At 36.3% G+C, this 18,724-nt stretch carries 17 protein-coding genes and 2 rRNA genes; 5 read left to right on the forward strand and 14 right to left on the reverse strand.

Annotation, left to right across the window (positions count from 1 at the left end; translation table 11 throughout):
• Positions 1-17: 17 nt before the first annotated feature.
• The 8 genes from hypB to ACZ5EP_RS03855 all read right to left on the reverse strand — a co-directional run bounded on the left by hypB (position 18) and on the right by ACZ5EP_RS03855 (position 6,256).
• Complete coding sequence (hypB, locus tag ACZ5EP_RS03820; protein WP_464509515.1) at positions 18-776, reverse strand: hydrogenase nickel incorporation protein HypB; 759 nt, start codon at positions 774-776, stop codon at positions 18-20.
• Positions 777-870: 94 nt separating this feature from the next.
• Positions 871-1,632 carry an energy-coupling factor ABC transporter ATP-binding protein gene (locus ACZ5EP_RS03825; RefSeq protein WP_464509517.1) on the reverse strand — a complete coding sequence of 254 codons (762 nt, stop codon included), beginning with the start codon at positions 1,630-1,632 and terminating at the stop codon, positions 871-873.
• Between the two features lie 22 nt (positions 1,633-1,654).
• Positions 1,655-2,185 (reverse strand): energy-coupling factor transporter transmembrane component T family protein, encoded by a 531-nt coding sequence (locus tag ACZ5EP_RS03830; RefSeq protein ID WP_464509518.1) that lies wholly within the window; start codon positions 2,183-2,185, stop codon positions 1,655-1,657.
• Positions 2,182-2,484 (reverse strand): PDGLE domain-containing protein, encoded by a 303-nt coding sequence (locus tag ACZ5EP_RS03835; RefSeq protein ID WP_464509519.1) that lies wholly within the window; start codon positions 2,482-2,484, stop codon positions 2,182-2,184. The genes ACZ5EP_RS03830 and ACZ5EP_RS03835 overlap by 4 nt, the downstream gene beginning before the upstream one ends.
• Positions 2,481-3,125: a cobalt transporter CbiM gene (gene cbiM / locus ACZ5EP_RS03840; RefSeq protein ID WP_464509520.1), complete on the reverse strand. Its 645-nt coding sequence runs from the start codon at positions 3,123-3,125 to the stop codon at positions 2,481-2,483. Before cbiM ends, ACZ5EP_RS03835 begins: the two co-directional genes overlap by 4 nt.
• Before the next feature lie 376 nt (positions 3,126-3,501).
• Positions 3,502-4,254 carry an ABC transporter ATP-binding protein gene (locus ACZ5EP_RS03845; RefSeq protein ID WP_464509521.1) on the reverse strand — a complete coding sequence of 251 codons (753 nt, stop codon included), beginning with the start codon at positions 4,252-4,254 and terminating at the stop codon, positions 3,502-3,504.
• Between the two features lies 1 nt (position 4,255).
• Complete coding sequence (locus ACZ5EP_RS03850; protein WP_464509522.1) at positions 4,256-5,236, reverse strand: FecCD family ABC transporter permease; 981 nt, start codon at positions 5,234-5,236, stop codon at positions 4,256-4,258.
• Positions 5,237-5,245: 9 nt separating this feature from the next.
• A complete protein-coding gene (locus tag ACZ5EP_RS03855; protein ID WP_464509525.1) occupies positions 5,246-6,256 on the reverse strand; it encodes an ABC transporter substrate-binding protein in 1,011 nt (336 codons plus the stop codon).
• Between the two features lie 123 nt (positions 6,257-6,379).
• Between ACZ5EP_RS03855 and ACZ5EP_RS03860 the strand changes: the two genes are divergently transcribed.
• The gene (locus ACZ5EP_RS03860; protein ID WP_464509526.1) at positions 6,380-6,994 is read left to right on the forward strand and encodes a hypothetical protein; all 615 of its coding nucleotides are present in this window, start codon (positions 6,380-6,382) and stop codon (positions 6,992-6,994) included.
• On the opposite strand, the gene ACZ5EP_RS03865 is transcribed toward ACZ5EP_RS03860, so the two are convergent.
• Entirely contained in the window at positions 6,991-9,744 is a 2,754-nt protein-coding gene (locus ACZ5EP_RS03865; RefSeq protein WP_464509527.1) for a MutS-related protein, read from the reverse strand. The genes ACZ5EP_RS03860 and ACZ5EP_RS03865 overlap by 4 nt on opposite strands.
• A 48-nt stretch (positions 9,745-9,792) precedes the next feature.
• Here ACZ5EP_RS03865 and ACZ5EP_RS03870 point away from each other — a divergent pair, with 48 nt between their 5' ends.
• Genes ACZ5EP_RS03870 through ACZ5EP_RS03880 form a run of 3 tightly spaced genes read left to right on the forward strand, consistent with a single transcriptional unit; the run spans position 9,793 to position 11,786 of the window.
• Positions 9,793-10,368, forward strand: coding sequence for a MarC family protein (locus ACZ5EP_RS03870; protein WP_127679983.1), 576 nt, complete (start codon positions 9,793-9,795; stop codon positions 10,366-10,368).
• Between the two features lie 9 nt (positions 10,369-10,377).
• Positions 10,378-10,650 (forward strand): hypothetical protein, encoded by a 273-nt coding sequence (locus ACZ5EP_RS03875; RefSeq protein WP_127679981.1) that lies wholly within the window; start codon positions 10,378-10,380, stop codon positions 10,648-10,650.
• Entirely contained in the window at positions 10,647-11,786 is a 1,140-nt protein-coding gene (locus ACZ5EP_RS03880; RefSeq protein ID WP_127679979.1) for an MFS transporter, read from the forward strand. Before ACZ5EP_RS03875 ends, ACZ5EP_RS03880 begins: the two co-directional genes overlap by 4 nt.
• On the opposite strand, the gene prmC is transcribed toward ACZ5EP_RS03880, so the two are convergent.
• Positions 11,776-12,549 carry a peptide chain release factor N(5)-glutamine methyltransferase gene (gene prmC, locus ACZ5EP_RS03885; protein WP_127679977.1) on the reverse strand — a complete coding sequence of 258 codons (774 nt, stop codon included), beginning with the start codon at positions 12,547-12,549 and terminating at the stop codon, positions 11,776-11,778. The two genes, ACZ5EP_RS03880 and prmC, sit on opposite strands and share 11 nt — an antisense overlap.
• A 75-nt stretch (positions 12,550-12,624) precedes the next feature.
• Here prmC and ACZ5EP_RS03890 point away from each other — a divergent pair, with 75 nt between their 5' ends.
• The gene (locus ACZ5EP_RS03890; RefSeq protein WP_464509530.1) at positions 12,625-13,431 is read left to right on the forward strand and encodes a substrate-binding periplasmic protein; all 807 of its coding nucleotides are present in this window, start codon (positions 12,625-12,627) and stop codon (positions 13,429-13,431) included.
• A 1-nt stretch (position 13,432) separates the two neighbouring features.
• On the opposite strand, the gene ACZ5EP_RS03895 is transcribed toward ACZ5EP_RS03890, so the two are convergent.
• From ACZ5EP_RS03895 to ACZ5EP_RS03910, 4 genes are all read right to left on the reverse strand, one after another.
• The gene (locus ACZ5EP_RS03895) at positions 13,433-14,092 is read right to left on the reverse strand and encodes an SDR family NAD(P)-dependent oxidoreductase (protein ID WP_127679975.1); all 660 of its coding nucleotides are present in this window, start codon (positions 14,090-14,092) and stop codon (positions 13,433-13,435) included.
• Positions 14,089-15,282 carry a M48 family metallopeptidase gene (locus tag ACZ5EP_RS03900; protein ID WP_464509532.1) on the reverse strand — a complete coding sequence of 398 codons (1,194 nt, stop codon included), beginning with the start codon at positions 15,280-15,282 and terminating at the stop codon, positions 14,089-14,091. The genes ACZ5EP_RS03895 and ACZ5EP_RS03900 overlap by 4 nt, the downstream gene beginning before the upstream one ends.
• Before the next feature lie 263 nt (positions 15,283-15,545).
• Positions 15,546-15,661, reverse strand: a 5S ribosomal RNA gene (gene rrf / locus ACZ5EP_RS03905).
• A 67-nt stretch (positions 15,662-15,728) separates the two neighbouring features.
• Positions 15,729-18,635: ribosomal RNA gene (locus ACZ5EP_RS03910) — 23S ribosomal RNA — on the reverse strand.
• Positions 18,636-18,724: the final 89 nt, after the last annotated feature.

Below are 18,724 nucleotides of genomic sequence, written 5' to 3' on the forward strand. Positions count from 1 at the left end.
TTTTTTTGCGCTCAAAATTACTGATTTTTGAGCGAGTTTAAATGTTCTTCTCTTTTTTGCTTAATCCATTCGATTATTTCATCCAAACCTTCGCCTGTTTTATTATTAAGCAGCACTACAGGCACTCCTGGTTTTAGTTTTCTGGCATTTTCAATTGCTCTGTCGATATCAAAATCAAAATAATCAACCATGTCCGCTTTTGTAATAACAACTATGTTGGCTTTTCTAAACATTACAGGATATTTCTCAATTTTATCGTCTCCTTCAGGCACACTTACAAATACCATATTGTAATGTGCTCCGACATCATAGCTTGCAGGACACACAAGGTTTCCAACGTTTTCTATAAAAGCCACTTCAACATCATCAAAAGGAAATTCAGGCATAGCGTGTTTAACCATTCCGGCGTCAAGATGACATGCTCTTCCTGTTTGAAGCTGAAAAGACCAGATACCTTTGTTTCTAATTCTCTCTGCATCTCTGCTTGTTTCTAAATCTCCCTCGATTACCCCGAATTTATAAGGCAGTCTGTCCGCCAGATTTTCCAGTGTGGTAGTTTTACCGCTTCCGGGAGAACTCATCATATTAAAACAAGTAATTTTATGTTCATCAAAAGTTTTTCTGATTTCATCCGCCATTGCGTTGTTTTTAGAAAGAATTTTCTCAATTACCGTAACTTTGTGAGATAATTGAGGATTATTTTTAATATCTTCGTTAATTGTTTCATGTTTATGATCATGACTGTGTCCAGTTGAACATCCGCAGTTTTCACACATATTCACTCCTTATGAATTGTAATTTACCGGTATTATACACTGAAAATTTAAAAAAAACTTAAAATTTGATTTTTCTTGTATATGTTTTGGACTGTTAGAAGTGTAAATGATAGTGAGAATGTATAAATTTTTTATGTTTGTGTTTATGTTTATGAATAAGATTAGCTTCAACCAAAGTGTCTATATCTCCCATCAACTGTTCCATATCCCCGTCATATATTATTTTATGTTTTTCACTCATTACAACGGCTCTGTCACTGAGTTCATATCCTACGGCCAAATCATGTGTGGCGATTACACAGGTAAGATCAAGTTCATATATAAAATCAATAAACCACCCGGTAGTTCTTGGATCCATGGCTGCCGTAGGTTCGTCTAAAAGTAAAATTTTAGGTTCATACACCATTATTGCGCTAAGCATTACTTTTTGTTTCTCCCCGCCGCTTAACTCTAAAGGAGATTTTTTCAAAAGTTTTTCTATTCCGAATTTTTTTGCAATACTGATTACCCTGTCATCAATATCGTCAAAACCGAACTCTTTAAGAGAAAAAGCTATTTCATCGTATACTGTAGGATTAAATATCATAGCTTCCGGGTTTTGAAACAGAATTCCGACTTTGCTTCTGAATTCTTTTTTTACGTTTCTTTTTTTTATCAGTTTTCCCTCAAAATAATATGCCCCTTTTTTCAAAAAATACAGTCCCGCCATTACCCTTAACAAAGTAGATTTACCGCTTCCGTTATTTCCTAAAAGAATAACTTTTTCTTTTTCGGTGATATCGATATTTATATTATCCAACGCCAGATAATCTTCGTAATAATAATATCCGTTTTCAATTTTTACCAGATTTTCCATATATTCTCCCAATTATTACATATCAGTTATCAAAAAAACCTCTTGCTTTCATCGCAAGAGATTTTTCTTTGGAATCTTTCATAGCTTTTTTGAAAAAAAACTGAAAAGTATTTGCAATAAACGTTTTTTCTTTATCCCTTAAACTCACAACTCTTGATTTAAAAGCCATTCTGAAATCTTCAAATGTTTTTTTGTAAGAAAAGATCTGAGAAAGAGTCATTGTCATCAAATAACTCAGATCTTTTGAAAAAGAAAAAAATTCCACAACATTGACTTTATCAAAAAACCAGAAAACAAAATATGTCAGCATAAACACTTTCATGTTTATATAAACAATATAATACCAAGGGTCAATACCTTTTATATATGACATAAGAATATATCCGATACTGACCCCGAAATTAAATAAAAAGATTGAAATAATCACTTTCTTACTTCTTCTGATTATATTTTTATAGTCAATTATAAAAAGCAGACATATTACGGCGGCAATTATTTCAATCTTTTTTACATACAAAAAAGCAAAAAAGAAAAGGATAAAAAGTATTCTCAAGCTTTTTTCCTTTTTACCATAAGGTATATGAAGTAATAAACGGCAAATACGAGTATAGCTCCGACTATAGCGCTAACATAGTATCCCAAAACGTCATTTGCTCCCGGAAGCGAATAATCAGGAAGCAAATGTTTTAAATGAATTGTATTTTCGATTTTAGCAATACCCTGAGGCATAAAACCTAAAACCTGTTTAAAATAACTGCTGTCCCATTCACCCCAAGCAGGAGCGTCTGTTAATAATCCTAATGGTACTAACGCAATCAATACACCTAAAAGAATAAAAAGCTTCTTTTTCATGCCACCATCCTTTTTGCAGTTTTTTCACCTAAAAGCGTATAAACTATCTGAGTTAACGTACCTTCTGCTATACCGATTAATAAATGTGCACCTATCATTGCAGGAAGAGCCACTTTTAATCCGAAAGGAAAATATTCAGGATGACCGTTTGCAGCTGTCCAGAAAATAGGCTGTATACCTAATATAAATCCAACAAAAGTTGCAGATGCCAAGATTCCAACATACCCTGCAACAAACGGTGCGAATTTGAAGTTTTTAAGCGCCTGAAATACGTAATAACCAACAAAACTTCCTATAAATCCCATTGAGAGTGAATTAACAGCCCATGCGCTGATTCCTCCGTCACCGAAAACCAAAGCCTGAATTAATAAAACCATCGATACAGAAACAAAACCTACCCAAGGGCCAAACAGTATAGCTATTGCTACCGCTCCTACGGCATGGGCCGACGTACCTCCCGGAATCGGAATGTTAAACATCATAATAATAAAACTCAAAGCACTTAACCCAGCTAATGTAGGTAAAGTTTCTTCATTTAATTTTTCTTTTAATTTTTTAAATCCAATATACCATAACGGTGCCGCTATTGCGTAAGTCACCGCACAAGTAGTTGGAGATAAGAATCCGTCAGGAATGTGCATTGTAAACTCCTTTGTTAATTTTTATAGTGAATTGTAACTCATTTTTTTAAAAAAAACTTAAAAAAACATTATTCTTATATATTTTTAGAACCAATAATTAACTGTTTTTATTAATTTACAGTCCCAATTTTATACAAGTCTAATTGTTTAACACAATTAACTTAATCTTATGGCCATAGCATAACTTGTTGTTATAGAAAACAGACAAAACCGTCAATATTTAAAAAAGAATTAAATATTATCTTTATTTAATGATTAGTGACAGACACTTAACAGAAGATAAGAAGGAAAACATTTCCTTCTTGAAGAAACTTTTTAAAAGGCTTACTGAAATTTTATAAAACAAAACTTAAAGTTAGATTAAACGACCGTTCATTTACTTTATAATAATAATTTTATCATTCTTATATTCGCATATTTCTACATCTATGTCATAGATTTTTTTTATAATATCTCCATTAATTATACTTATATCACCCTCTTCTTCTATTTTACCGTTTTTCATAAATATAAATTTATCACAGAATTTTAAAGCAAGATTTATATCATGCATGACTAAAATACTCAAAATTTCTTTATTTTTGCTGTAGTTTCTAATTAATTTTAATATATTTACCTGATTTTTTATATCCAGATTATTTGTCGGTTCGTCTAAAAGCAGCACTTCGCTTTCCTGAAGAAGCGCTCTGGCAATTACAACTTTTTGCAGTTCTCCGCCGCTTAACTCATTAGTCGGAACAAAAGCCTTTTTTTCTAAATCAAGAATTTTCAGCATCTCTTCAACTTTTGCCAAATCCTCTTTTTTTGGAGAATGTCTAAAATAAACCTTTCTTCCGAGCAGCAGCGTATCAAATACGTTTAAATATCCGCCTTCGCTTTTTTGATTGACATAGCCTATCTTTTTACCCAGTTCGGCATAATCAAGTCTGTGTAAGTCCTCTTTTCCTAAATAAACGGTTCCTTTTTTAGGTTTTATTATTTTTGCTATAGATTTTAAAAGAGTGGATTTACCGGCTCCGTTCACACCTAAAATAGCAACGACCTCACCTTTTTTAAGTTCAAAACTGATATCATTTAATATCTTACTGCTTTTGTAGCAGAATCTTAAATTGTCAACACTGAAAATCATTTTATTTCCTGTACAGTTTTATAAGAAGTATTAAAAACAAAGGTGCGCCGATAAAAGACGTAAGTATCCCCACCGGAAGTTCTATAGGAGAAAGAAGCATTCTGGAGCCAATATCGGAAACAAGCAGCAAAGTCGCCCCTATAATTGCGCTAAGAGGCAGTAAAAACCTGAAATCTCCGCTGACAAGTCTTGCAAAATGCGGTGCTATCAAACCTATAAATCCTATAATTCCAAAATAAGCCACACTGACAGAACTTAACAAAGTAGCAATTAACAAAGAAACTAATGTCAGTTTTTTTACATTTACACCGACATTTTCACTTTCCGATATGTCCAAAGCGTTAAAATCCCATTTTTTAAAATAAAAATAAACCGCACTGCCGGCAAAAATCAAAGCCACGATACCTATACTGAAATATTCAGCTTTACTTAAATCTCCAAAACTCCAGTTTATTATATTGCTAAGCTGCAGATCATCTGCAAAATACTGCAAAAACATACTTGCACTCCCAAAAAGTGCGCTTATAGCTACACCGCTTAATACCAGAACTTCAGGAGAAAAACCCCTTAATCTGCTTAACAGAAGTATCATAGCCGTTACGACATTTGCTCCCAAAAATGCAAACAAAGGCAGATATAAGGATGAAAAAAAGACTATGCTCAAACTGGCACCGAACAGCGCTCCGTGCGAGATGCCGAGAGTAAAAGGAGATGCCAGAGGGTTTTTGAGAATATACTGCATTACAAGTCCGGCGACTCCTAAAGAAGCGCCTACCAATACAGCAGCGAGACTTCTTGGAAGTCTGATTTCATAAATTACAAAATATTCGCTGTTTTTAGTAAAATATGCGTTAAAAATAGATTTTATACTGTAATTAATATCTCCGACTTTGACTGATATTAAAAAAACAGCTGTTAAAACTATAAAAGCAAAAAAAATAAAAAAAATATTTTTATTAAGAATTTTTAAATAATCCTGCAATGAAAACCTTTAATATAGTTTTTTAAATCCTCCGAAAAATTTTGCCATGGAATTATAACAAGGTTTTCCTACTAAAAATTTATAAATTTCGTTGCTTTTTTCAACTATGTTAATATCTCTAAATTTTTCAGGAGCCAAAACTTTACCTATATAATACGTATCCGCGTAAGCCGTGCCGATATTTGTCATATAGTTATTATATGGAAGTATCCCGTAGATCTGTTTTTGCCTGAATGCTTTTAATTTTTTAATCAGACCGTCTTTTTTTACAAACTTCAGTCCGCTTTCGTCTATGAATATAACGTCCGGATTAATAATAAAAAGTTTTTCTTTATCTATAAAAATCTGTGATTTAGCATTTACATTTACCGCATTTGAGACTCCAAGCATTTCAAAAGGAGGAAACTTAGGCATTGTAGAAGTTATACCGTGAAGACCTTTAAAGGCGACTGCTCCGATATATACTTTTTTATTACATTTAAATTTTCTGCTTCTTATATCCCTGTCCAGCTTCTTTATAAAATTTATCACTTTATCGGCTCTTTTTTGCTTATTCAGCAAATTTCCTAAAATTTTTATAGAATTAAAAAACTTCTTATTAGCAAACGTTCCCAAATTGCCGTAGCTGATTACAATAACAGGTATTCCGGTTTTTTTAGTTATCATATCCGCTTTTTGTCTAGAAATATATCCGGCTACTATTACATCCGGTTTTAGTTTTAGCACGGCTTCCAGGTTTATTCTGGGATTTGGACCTCCCATTCCTATTACAGGAAGTTTTAAAAGTTCTTTATGAGCAAGGATATACGGTCTGGCATAAATAAATTTTTTTTCTTTTTTTTCTATTCCGACTACTTTATTTTGAGACTGTAAATATACTACAAGCCTTAAAGCTCCGGGTCCAACAGCAACAATACGCTGAATATTATCAGACACAGTTACATGTCTGTTTAAAGAATCTACTATTATTTTTGCGTTTAACGCAATTACTGCCAAAATTAACAGAAAAAATTTTTTCATTGATAACTCCAAAGAGAGGGGATTTTCTAAAAGGGTCAATAAAATCATATCATATAAACTTAAATATTTCTTAAATTTTAATTTTTCTTATATAATTTTAGAACAAAACTTTAAAGGAATAACATGAGCTGTGTTTATTGTGACCATTATATTCTGTATAAATTAAAAGACGGCTATTATAAATGTGCAAAATGCAAAAGAAAGTTTTCACCCAAAAAAATAGACAGAAAGGCAAAAATTCTGCATGCGTTTTTAATGGAACTGACCCCTTCGCAAATTTCAGAAAAATATAATTTCGCATATGCAAGCGTAGTTAAAGAAATACAGCATATACGAGAAGTTATGGCTAAAATATGTGAAGAGGAATTTCTTAAAAAAAATGAAATAACTGAATTCGACGAATATCTGTATATTCCTAAAACCAATAAAAAAAACATTCATTCAATATACAAAGCTCAGAATTTCCTGACAATCGATTACGGAGGGAAAATATACAACATTCTTCTTAACGATATGAAAGTTTACGAAAACATGGACCCGGAAGAAATAAAAAAACTTATGCGCCAGAGCCATATTATAAAAATAAAACAAAATATCAATATACCGATGTTTTGGGAATATTTTGAAAATTTCATTACGAAATTCAAAGGGATAAAAAAAGATAAATTCTTTTATTATCTAAAAGAAGCGGAATTCAGGTTTAATAAATTCAAAATCGAGGTAAAAGACATCGTCTAATCCGCTTCTTCAAAATGAAGCTCAATTCCTTTGCTTGTAGTGACAAACCCGGTTATTCTTATTTTTCCTTCATGAACCATTTTGTGGTGTTTTTTACATAAAGGTATGAGATTGTATTTGTGATGAACCGGCATATGGTCGATAAATCCCTCTTTTGCTTTTTCTTTCTCTTTTATATGATGAACGTCTTCAACCGGCTTGCCGCAAATTGCACAGGTTGTAACAAACAGGTTTTTGTTATATCTGCTTTTTTTCTTCTTCAAAAGAAGCTCTATTTCACTGTATTCGTCTGTAAGTTTTTTTCTTATATTTTCTGCCAGTTTTATAAATTCACCGTCCATGTAAATAGATTTTGCGAATTCAAGTCCGTAAACACTGCTGCCGCTTCCGTCTTTAAGTTTTCTGTCATATACGAGTTTTTCTCCGTCAAACCACACTTCAAGATGTTTTGCCACTACGTTTGAAAGATTTTTTACCTCATCTATATCCATAAGCTGATGAAGGTGTGTGGCAAACAGAAAGTTTATTTTCCTTTTTGCAAGTTTCACAATGGCACTTGCCACAATAGCCAAAGCCGAAGTTGTTTCAGTCCCGTGCGCTATTTCATCTCCCAATACAAGGGAATGCTCGTTTGCACGGTTGAATATATTTTTAAGTTCCAACATTTCAACGGCAAAAGTTGAAAGACCTTTAGTTAAATTGTCACTGGCTTCAATTCTGGTAAAAATCCCCTGATAAGGAGTAAATTCCATTTTCTCACACGGAACGAAAAAACCTCCCTGAGCCAAAAACACAGCTATTCCTACACTTTTCATAAGAGAGCTTTTACCCGAGCTGTTAATTCCGTATAAAAGCATTCCGTCATATTCGTTAAAATCTATATCATTCGGAACATAAACACCGTTTTCCTGATTTATTTCAATCAAAGGATGTCTCAGGGCTTTAAAAGATGCTTTTTTGTTTTTTAATTTAGGTTTTGAATAATTCAATTCCTTAGCAATTTTTGCACTGCTGACAGCTACGTCGATTTTGGCTATTTCATTTGCTATGTTTTGTAAAATATCAAATTCCCTTTCTATCTCCCCTAATTTCTTAATGAATATTTTACTTGTCTTTTTTATAATTTTATTTTGAAGGGCAATAATTTTATCACTTATCTCATCAATAAAATCTCCGCTTATTTTAACACTGTTTGTAAGCTGCTTTACTCTCAAATCATCTAAAAAAAGTTTTTCTCCGTCAATATCTACAAAGCTCTCGCTAAATTTGTCTTTAATCATATTAAATCTGTTTTTGGTAAGACTGAAATAAAACCCTTCTTTATCAAGCTGGTTAATCTCCACTTTTACATCACCCAAAGATTCGATTTTGTTTTTTATTTTTTTCAGCTGTAATATATATTTCTCTTTTTCGTCTACAAGCTCATCAAGATTTTTATCTATTCCTCGTTTAAAAAAACTTTCTTTAATCTCTTCAAACTTTACGTTAATTTTATCCAGTTCAAAATTTCTTTTTATAAACTCTACAAAAAAATCTATTTTTGTTGTTCTCTTTTTCAGCTTTAAATAAATTTCGCTTACAGATTCAAGAGAATTAAGTAAAAAAGTAATTTCAAACGGATGGAGTTTTTTAAGTTTTATTTTTCTGTCTATTTTTTCAAGATCGTATATTTCTCTCAGCAGAGGCTCAAATTCTTGATACCGGTTCAACATAAAAGCAACGGATTTATATCTTTTTTCAAGTTCCGCTTCGTCTCTGATGGGATTGAAAAGTCTTTCTTTAATAAGTCTTTTTCCCATGGCGGTTTTAGTTTTGTCTATAAGTTTTAAAACTTTATAAATTTCAAGCTGTTTTATAGGATTGTTTCCTAAATACACAAACTTGTCATCCTCGATAAGCACAGGCTCTTTAAGTTTACTTAAAAGGTCTTTATTATGGGCTATTACAAACTCAAGCAATATACCCAATGATTCAGTAATTAAAGGAAACTTTTCAAAATTCATTACTTCAATGGGACTCAGCAGACTCTGAATGTTATAAACTCTTTTAAATATCTCATTTTGATATTTTATATCCATTCTTGTTCTGTTAATTACAATGTTTTTTCCGTCCAGTTCCAGATAATTTACAATTTCATCACATTCAACGTTTTTAAGCGTAAGTATAATTTCATGACTTTTATATGTCTGAAGCAGTCTAAATAGTTCGTCCAAAGCAAAAGTCGGATCGTCTTTTGTCGAATAATTCTCATATACGTAACTTTTTCCGGTTGTTACATCTACGTTTGCAAACCCTACATGAAAAGCGGAATACTTTTCTACTATTATTGAAGTTACGTAATTTTCAGGAGTTTTTGAATATTCAAGATTTACACCTGGAGATATTATTTCACTAAGATATCTTTTGACATTTGGCGGAGTTCCTTTTTGTTTTATCAGAATAATTGTATATCTGTTTTCTTCTATAAGTTTTTCAAGATAGCGATCAAGCGCATGATTTGGAAATCCTGCCATCAGAGGGTTTTTAACGTCAATTTCGGGAATGGATTTATTCTTTTTTGTAAGCTGTATATTTAATACATTTGCAATTTCCCTGGCTTTTCCGACTCCCTCGGCCTCATAAGTTTCAAAAAATGTTCCGACTTCCATTAATACTACGGCATTGGGATATATATCGTCATAATATTTTTGCAGGTCAAAATATATCTCGGTTAAAAGTTTTTTAGACGAGAGTAGTTTATTAACGTCCATAACAGCCTTTTTTGTGTATAATTATACACAATTTTCTAAAGGCGGATTATGGATATTTTGCATATTGCCGTAACACTTTTTCTTATAATGGATCCTTTTGGCAACTTTCCTGTTGTTTTATCTTTATTAAAAGATTACGACGAAAAACAGAAATTTCAAATAATTATCAGAGAACTGATATTTGCTTTTATTGTTATTTTTATTTTTATCTTTTTTGGAAAAAGCATTATGAGTTTCCTGGGACTCAGGGAAGAGTCAGTATCAATCGCCGGAGGAATAATTCTCTTTTTAATTGCGCTTAAAATGATTTTTCCAAGCAGTGAGCCGATGTTCGGAAAAGAAAACGAACTTTATCTGGTGCCTATTGCAATTCCTATGATTGCAGGTCCTTCACTGCTGGCAACACTTATACTGTTTTCTTCACAATATGGTATAGGCTTAGTCCTTGGAGCATCCTTTGTTTCATGGACATTAAGCGCTTTTATTATTATAATTTCACTCAAATTTTCTAAAATTATCCCAAACCGCGTATTCAGCGCTGTTGAAAAACTGATGGGTATGCTTTTAATCTCACTCTCCGTCCAGATGTTATTGGACGGAATCGCAAAATATTTACATTTTTAAGGAGTTAACATGAAAAAATTAATCACACTTGCATTTATCGCCACTTTTTCACTCGCATTCAACTGGAACAGTTTAGTAGGAGTTTTCAAAAAAACGGTTAATACTTTAAGTTACACCATTGCTACAAGCGGAATCAATCCTAGAGTATATGAATTTGACACACAGGGATATCCTAGAATGCATTGCGTTGTAGTATTCAGAGACGACCCAAAAGCCGCTCCAGCCATGCAGTGTATTGAAACAAAACCGGAATACATTAAAATGAACGAAAAACTGAAATGAAAAAATTTCAAAAATCAAAAGTACTGTTAATATCGTTTGCTCATTTTACACATGATATATTCTCTGCACTTCTGGCACCCATACTGCCTCTTCTTATAAGTAGACTTGGTATCACTCTTACAGAAGCGTCATTTTTGGATATAGCAAGAAAAGTGCCTTCACTTTTCAATCCCTTTCTGGGACTGATAGCTGAAAGAAACGACGCAAAATATTTCGTAATCCTGACACCGTCAATTACGGCGGTTTCAATGGGGCTCTTAAGCCTGACATCATCTTATGCAGTAGCTCTTTTTTTATTGTTTGTTGCGGGACTCAGCGCAGCGTTCTTTCATATTCCAAGCCCTACGATGATTAAAGAGTTTTCAGGCAAAGAGAGCGGCAAAGGGATGAGCTATTTTATGGTCGGTGGTGAGAGTGCCAGAACCGTAGGACCGATTTTGGCAGCCGGGGTAATTTCTCTTTGGGGGCTTGACGGTATCTGGAAGCTGACACCTATTGGAATCATTTCAAGTCTTTTTTTATATTACAAACTTAAAGACTACAAAACTACATTTAATGCCAAAAAGTTTGAAAAAGGCGAAATCAAAGGTGTCTTAAACAAAGTCAAACCGTTTTTTAAAATGCTGACTCTTTTTATTATGTTCAATTATACGTCAAAATACGCCATGTCACTTTATTTACCGCTTTTTTTAACTCATCACGGCTACAGTGTCGAGAGCGCAAGTATTGCTTTTGGTATATTACAGGGTTTCGGTATTTTAGGAGCCTTTTTTGCAGGAAGATTCTCGGATAAAATCGGTCGCGTAAATATGCTGATGGTTTCCGCGCTAGGATCCGCAGTTTCTTTAATGTTTTTTTTACTGTTTTTTAAACAGTTTTTATGGTTTTTGCTTGCGCCTCTCGGATTTTTCCTGTTTACATCCTCACCGGTTCTGCTGGCTTTCGTCCATGACTTAAAAACAGACAAACCGACATTTGTCAACAGTATCTACATGGGAATAAATTTCGGAGTAAGCTCTGTTATAGTCTATCTTGTAGGACTTGTAGGGGAAAAAATTGGTCTATTTAAAACATTTGAAATTACGGTTGTATTAACATTAATTTCAATATTTTTTATAAACAGACTTAAAAAATAATCTCAACCCCTCTCACATTCCCCGCCAAATCGTTAAAAAATTCGAAACTTTCAACCTTGTCTTTTAAAAATCCGCTTAAAAGTTCTTTTTGGTTATACCCTATTTCTATTACCGCAGCTTTGTATTTCAGATCTTTTGCTTTAAGGATAAGCTCCTTTACTATATCAAGCCCGTCATCCCCTCCGAAAAAAGCCAAATCAGGCTCAAACTCATTAGGTTTTTCCCAACTGTTTTCCACATACGGAGGATTGGAAACAAGAATGTCGGCTTTTATCTCCTTTCCTTCACAATTCAATAAATCACATTTTTTTATTTCAACATCGACATTATGCAAAGCTATGTTTTTTTCAGCCACTTCAATGGCAGTATCGCTGATGTCTGTCGCAATAACTTTGGCATTTGTATGCTTGGCAATTTCTATCGCAATCACCCCGCTTCCCGTACAGCAATCCACTACCTTACACTTTTCACTTTTCGTTTTACACTTTTCATTTATTAACTTTATCGCTCTTTCCAGCACTGCCTCCGTATCATCCCTTGGAATCAGCACACCCTCTTTTATATAAAACCTGTCCCCGTAAAACCAGACTTCCTCAAATATATATTCAATCGGATACCCTGATTTTACTTTTTGCAAAATCTCAACAGCTTCTTTCGGCACTTCCAGATCATCATGCAAAAACAGCCATGTTTTGTCTTTGTTTAGTACTTTTTCAAGTATGTAACTGCCGTTTGTTTCTTTTAAAAAATCTTTTATTTGCATTATTAAGCCTTATTTTATATAATAAATACATAATTTTTTAGAATTGTATAATATAATTGAGGGGGAGGGGTAATAGTGAAAAAATTACTGTTATTAATTATTATAATTTTATTAAAATTAAACGCTAATAATTATAATCAGACTATACATATATGTGACGATGAAAATGAATGGCCGCCATTTACTTACTATAAAAGAATTGACGGGCATAAAGACAAACAACATTTAACTGGCGCTATGACTGAATTTTTAAATGTTATTTTTAAAAAAATAGGTACAAAATATACGTTAACCTTAATGCCTTGGAAAAGATGTACTTATCTTGTCTATTCATACAAAAAAGCCTCTAAAAAATATGAAATGTTTATTAACGGTACATACAATAAAGACAGGGCAAAAAAATATTATATCAGCAAACCTGTGTATTTTACATATCAGGCTGTATTTTATTCAAAAAATAAATATCCAAATGGAATCATTCATAACGGAAAATGGAATATCAATAAATATAAAATATGTGATGTAAACGGTTATAATATTAATTCCTATTATACTAAATTAGGTTTAAAAAAAAGCAAAAAAATAGACCAGGAAGCTGGAAGCTTTGAAAGTGTACTTAAAAAGATTTCAGTAGGCAGATGTGATCTTGTAGTTGCTTCTGAAGCAAATATATACGGTGCAGAAAAAATTGGAAAATATAAAATACCAAAAGATATAGCAAGTCAAAGAATACCAAATTTAAAACCTACAGCGTTTTATATTTTTATTTCAAAAGACTATCCAAATGCAAAAAAACTGTTAAAAGAAATAAACAAGGCAATTGATGAATTGAAAAAAGACGGTACTTATAAAAGAATTTTTACCAAATATAATGTATATTAATTTAAACTAGCCTCACATCCACAAAACTGCCGTTTTCAAATTCGTCAAGTTTTTCAATCGTTTTAACAATTCTTTCAACTCCTTCTTCCAGACTTACACGTCCGGCTTCTACCCTGTCAAGGCTTGGAAATTTAGAATGATCGCCGCTTATTACTTTTTCTACCATATCCGTATCAATAACTCCCGGAGCCAAAGCGTAAATTTTAGAATCAATTTCTTTTGAATATATACTTACCATCATATTTACCACACATTTGCTTAAAGAATATCCTCCCCAGCCTGGGTTTCCGTTTACGGCCGCCCCGCTGCTCATAACCACTATTTTTTCAGTAAAAGGAGCAAGTTCGTCTATCAAAACCTTATTAGCCCACACATTAATATCAAATATATTTTGAAGTTCTTTAACACTCCAATACTTCATCTCTTTAATCTCACCCAATATTCCCGCATTTAAAATAGCCACATCAAGCTCATCAATTTCAAGAGATTCTACGGCGTGAGGTATTTTTTCAAATGCATTTACATCAAGCCTGTAAAACCTTACAGCATCATCAAAGGGATTTTTTCTGCCTATTGCATAAACTTCATCCCCGTTTTCAATGTAATATTTCGCAAGTCCGTATCCTATACCTCTACTAATCCCAGTTATTAATACTTTCATTTCTCATTCTCCAGCTTTTCGAGTCTTTCCAAAATAGGAGGATGTGAATAGTAAATAAACGAATATAGTTTGCTGACTCTCGGAAAGTGTTTGTTTTCGCTTACAAGTTTTTTAAGTGCGCTTGCAAGGTCTTTTTTGCTTACAAGTTCACTTCCCATTTCATCGGCAGCAAATTCGTTGTGTCTGCTGATAAGATTTACAAACGGCTGTAATACAAAGAAAATCACTTCACTGAAAAGCAGTACCAAAATAATTATATTAGCTCCTATTTTAGGCACCATAAGCTCTTTAAAAAGTGTATCGGGCAGATTTCCAAATATCGCAAATAATACAAAAAGCATCACTCCCACAACTGCAATGTTTTTGAATATATCTTTGTGTTTGAAATGACCAAGCTCATGTCCCAAAACTGCCAATATTTCATCTTTGGTAAGTTTTTTAAGAAGCGTATCAAAAAGCACTACCCTTTTAGTATTACCAAACCCTGCAAAATAAGCATTTAACCTCGTATCCCTTTTACTTGCGTCCATTACATATATACCGCTGCTCTTAAATCCGACTTTAGCCATCATATCTTCAATGGCATCTTTAAGTTCTTCATCTTCAAGAGGAGTAAATTTGTTAAACATCTGTGCAAAAAACGGATACAAAAGATTAATCATTATTACTACACCGAATGTGAATACAAATCCGTATAACCACCAGTTTTGAAAATTCTCAATAAAATATATAAGTCCTGCAAAAAATGCACCACCAAATATTATAAATAAAAAAATCTTTTTAACTTCATCCACAAAAAACATACTCCAAGGTGCCACATTAAACCCAAACCTTTTATCTATGTGCTTTTCCCAGATATTAATAGGCAAAGTTAAAATGTAGTTTATTGCAAAAAAAGCCAAAAGTAATTCAAGCTCACTAAGCAAAGAATTACTTTTGTAAAGTAAGAAATTAATAATAAACAGTCCTCCGCTTAACCAAAACACAACTAAAAAAAGTGAAATTAAAGCATTGAAAATATTAAGGGTGTGTTTATATATAGAATATATCGCTGCATCTTTATATGTTTCTATATCCATTAATACGGCACCGAGTCCAAATACATTTTTGATGTATATCACTTCTTTAATTTCCAAAATAATTTTTATAAACACATACAGCCCAAATATTCCTATCAGCAGATTTACCATACTCAACCTTTTTTATGCGAATTATAGCATTTAAACTTGATTAAAAAGAAATTTATTATCTCATAAAAAATAAAGATAATATTTACAAATTATTTGAAAGGATGAGAATGAAACATACAAACAGTAACAGACACCATAGATACCCTAAACAACTATAAGAAAAAGAAAGGACACAATAAATTAAAAAGTGCCAGACCCATATATAGGTTATTAAAAAGAGTTGATGAATAGGCAGCTTTTGGACTTACAGTATATACTATAAATCCTAGCGGGGACCTACTTTCCCACACCTGAAAGGTGCAGTATCATCAGCGCTGTAGGGCTTAACTGCCAGGTTCGGAATGGAACTGGGTGTTTCCCCTACGCTTTTCCCACTAGGATTGATACTATATACTATCAACTATTAACCATTGATAGTTAGCTGTTAAAAGTCTTGTCCATCACCGCAAGTAAAGCCAATCGGGTTATTAGTACTGGTCAGCTCAACCCCTTGCAGGGCTTACACCCCCAGCCTATCAAGCAGGTAGTCTTCCTGCACCCTCATGGGAAGGCTCATCTTGGAGTGGGCTTCCCGCTTAGATGCTTTCAGCGGTTATCCCTTCCGAGCTTGGCTACCCAGCACTGCCCTTGGCAGGACAACTGGTACACCAGTGGCTCGTCCAACCCGGTCCTCTCGTACTAGGGTCAGCTCTCCTCAACCTTCCTACGCCCACGGCAGATAGGGACCGAACTGTCTCACGACGTTCTGAACCCAGCTCGCGTACCGCTTTAAATGGCGAACAGCCATACCCTTGGGACCTGCTCCAGCCCCAGGATGCGATGAGCCGACATCGAGGTGCCAAACCTCCCCGTCGATGTGAGCTCTCGGGGGAGATCAGCCTGTTATCCCCGGGGTACCTTTTATCCTTTGAGCGATGGCCCTTCCACTCAGAACCACCGGATCACTAAGACCGACTTTCGTCTCTGCTCGACCTGTTTGTCTCGCAGTCAGGCTGGCTTGTGCCTTTACACTCTTCTGACGATTTCCAACCGTCATGAGCCAACCTTTGTGAGCCTCCGTTACTCTTTAGGAGGCGACCGCCCCAGTCAAACTACCCGCCAGGCACTGTCCCCCAGCAGGATTACTGCTGCGGGTTAGTAGGCAGGATATCCAAGGGTGGTATCTCAAGGGCGGCTCCACCCGAGCTGGCGCCCGGGCTTCATAGCCTCCCACCTATCCTGCACATGGATATCCCACCTACAATGCCAAGCTGTAGTAAAGGTCCACGGGGTCTTTCCGTCTTGCCGCGGGTAGGAGGAATTTTCACCTCCACTACAATTTCACTGGATCCCTCCCTGAGACAGCCCCTCACTCGTTACGCCATTCATGCAGGTCGGTATTTAACCGACAAGGAATTTCGCTACCTTAGGACCGTTATAGTTACGGCCGCCGTTTACCGGGGCTTCGGTTCACCGCTTCGCCTTACGGCTAACGGATCCCCTTAACCTTCCGGCACCGGGCAGGCGTCACACCCTATACTTCCTCTTGCGAGTTAGCAGAGTGCTGTGTTTTTGGTAAACAGTCGGCAAGAGCGCTGCGCTGCGACCCCTTTCGGCTCCACCCGCTAGGGGCTTCACCTACTCGGGGCACACCTTATCCCGAAGTTACGGTGCCAGTTTGCCGAGTTCCTTAGGGAGGGTTCTTCCACGCGCCTTAGAATACTCATCCCGCCTACCTGTGTCGGTTTGCGGTACGGGCTACTAATAGCTCAAACGCCTTAGAGGCTTTTCTCGGCACGACGGCATCACCGATTCCCCCTCCGCTCCGAAGAGCTTTGGGGGCCTGTCAGGTCTCGGCCTAGCGTGAGGCGGATTTGCCTACCTCACAGCCTACACCCTTCGAGCCACTATTCCATCAGTGACCTCGGTTAGCCCTATGCGTCCCCCCTTCGGCTCGCTATTAGTAGGTAACGGAATATTAACCGTTTTCCCATCGACTACGCCTTTCGGCCTCGTCTTAGGTCCCGACTAACCCTACACTGACGAGCATCGTGTAGGAAACCTTAGGCTTTCGGCGAACAGGATTCTCACCTGTTTTATCGCTACTCATGCCTGCATGCTCACTTGATGCCGCTCCACTGCTCCTTACCGGTACAGCTTCGACGCTGACATCAACGCTCTCCTACCACTCCAGTCCAACTGGAATCTACGACTTCGGCGGATAGCTTTAGCCCCGTTATATTTTCGGCGCTCCCCCGCTCGACCAGTGAGCTGTTACGCTTTCTTTAAAGGATGGCTGCTTCTAAGCCAACCTCCTGGTTGTCTAAGCAGGAAAACCTCCTTTTCCACTTAGCTATCACTTGGGGGCCTTAGTCGGTAGTCTGGGTTGTTCCCCTCTCGACATAGGATTTTATCACCCTACGCCTCACTGCCAAGATTCCACCGTAGGTATTCGGAGTTTGACAGGGTTTGGTACAGCTGTGGGCCGCCCTAGCCCTATCAGTGCTCTACCCCCTACGGCTACGTCTTGACGCTGCACCTAAATGCATTTCGGAGAGAACCAGCTATCACTGAGTTTGATTGGCCTTTCACCCCTATCCACAGGTCATCCGAAGGCTTTTCAACGCCTACCGGTTCGGTCCTCCAGTGGGTCTTACCCCACCTTCAACCTGCCCATGGATAGATCACTCAGCTTCGGGTCTGCAGCCACTGACTATATCGCCCTATTCAGACTCGCTTTCGCTTCGGCTCCTCCTCTCGGATTAACCTCGCCAGTGACCACAACTCGCAGGCTCATTATGCAAAAGGCAGTCCGTCACCCTTGTCCGAAGACAATAGGGCTCCGAATGATTGTAGGCAAGCGGTTTCAGGTTCTATTTCACTCCCCTCACCGGGGTTCTTTTCACCTTTCCCTCACGGTACTTGTGCACTATCGGTCTGGAAGTAGTATTTAGCCTTGGAAGGTGGTCCTCCCATCTTCACTCAGGATAACACGTGTCCCGAGCTACTCGCTAGGTCTCTGCTTAGTCCCACCAACAGATTTTCGAGTACAGGGCTTTCACCTTCTGTGGCTTACCTTTCCAGGTAATTCCTCTAATCTGTTGGCTACACAGAGACGGGCTACTCCGATTTCGCTCGCCGCTACTTTCGGAATCTCGTTTGATTTCTTTTCCTCCGGGTACTGAGATGTTTCACTTCCCCGGGTTCGCCCCCACTTACGTGGGTGACCGGTGTCTCCACCGGCCGGGTTCCCCCATTCGGATATCCAGGGATCAACGCTTCTTGGCAACTCCCCCTGGCTTTTCGCAGCCTAGCACGTCCTTCTTCGCCTCTTCCAGCCTAGGCATCCACCGCTCGCCCTTAGTAGCTTTCTCGCGGCGTGGACAAGACTTTTAACAACCAACTTTCAATGAACTCTCTTACACTCTCTAAAAGTGTAAAGCTAAAAGTGTATCTCACACTC

The sequence above is a fragment of the Nautilia abyssi genome (assembly GCF_055388085.1).

Bases quoted from the DNA above. Each gene is read 5' to 3' on its own strand.
- ACZ5EP_RS03855 (WP_464509525.1), bottom strand. From the start codon at position 6,256: ATGAAAAAATTTTTTCTGTTAATTTTGGCAGTAATTGCGTTAAACGCA.
- ACZ5EP_RS03845 (WP_464509521.1), bottom strand. From the start codon at position 4,254: ATGATTTTCAGTGTTGACAATTTAAGATTCTGCTACAAAAGCAGTAAG.
- ACZ5EP_RS03875 (WP_127679981.1), top strand. From the start codon at position 10,378: ATGAAAAAATTAATCACACTTGCATTTATCGCCACTTTTTCACTCGCA.
- ACZ5EP_RS03835 (WP_464509519.1), bottom strand. From the start codon at position 2,484: ATGAAAAAGAAGCTTTTTATTCTTTTAGGTGTATTGATTGCGTTAGTA.
- ACZ5EP_RS03865 (WP_464509527.1), bottom strand. From the start codon at position 9,744: ATGGACGTTAATAAACTACTCTCGTCTAAAAAACTTTTAACCGAGATA.
- ACZ5EP_RS03825 (WP_464509517.1), bottom strand. From the start codon at position 1,632: ATGGAAAATCTGGTAAAAATTGAAAACGGATATTATTATTACGAAGAT.
- ACZ5EP_RS03870 (WP_127679983.1), top strand. From the start codon at position 9,793: ATGGATATTTTGCATATTGCCGTAACACTTTTTCTTATAATGGATCCT.
- hypB (WP_464509515.1), bottom strand. From the start codon at position 776: ATGTGTGAAAACTGCGGATGTTCAACTGGACACAGTCATGATCATAAA.
- ACZ5EP_RS03880 (WP_127679979.1), top strand. From the start codon at position 10,647: ATGAAAAAATTTCAAAAATCAAAAGTACTGTTAATATCGTTTGCTCAT.
- prmC (WP_127679977.1), bottom strand. From the start codon at position 12,549: ATGCAAATAAAAGATTTTTTAAAAGAAACAAACGGCAGTTACATACTT.
- ACZ5EP_RS03895 (WP_127679975.1), bottom strand. From the start codon at position 14,092: ATGAAAGTATTAATAACTGGGATTAGTAGAGGTATAGGATACGGACTT.
- cbiM (WP_464509520.1), bottom strand. From the start codon at position 3,125: ATGCACATTCCTGACGGATTCTTATCTCCAACTACTTGTGCGGTGACT.
- ACZ5EP_RS03900 (WP_464509532.1), bottom strand. From the start codon at position 15,282: ATGGTAAATCTGCTGATAGGAATATTTGGGCTGTATGTGTTTATAAAA.
- ACZ5EP_RS03860 (WP_464509526.1), top strand. From the start codon at position 6,380: ATGAGCTGTGTTTATTGTGACCATTATATTCTGTATAAATTAAAAGAC.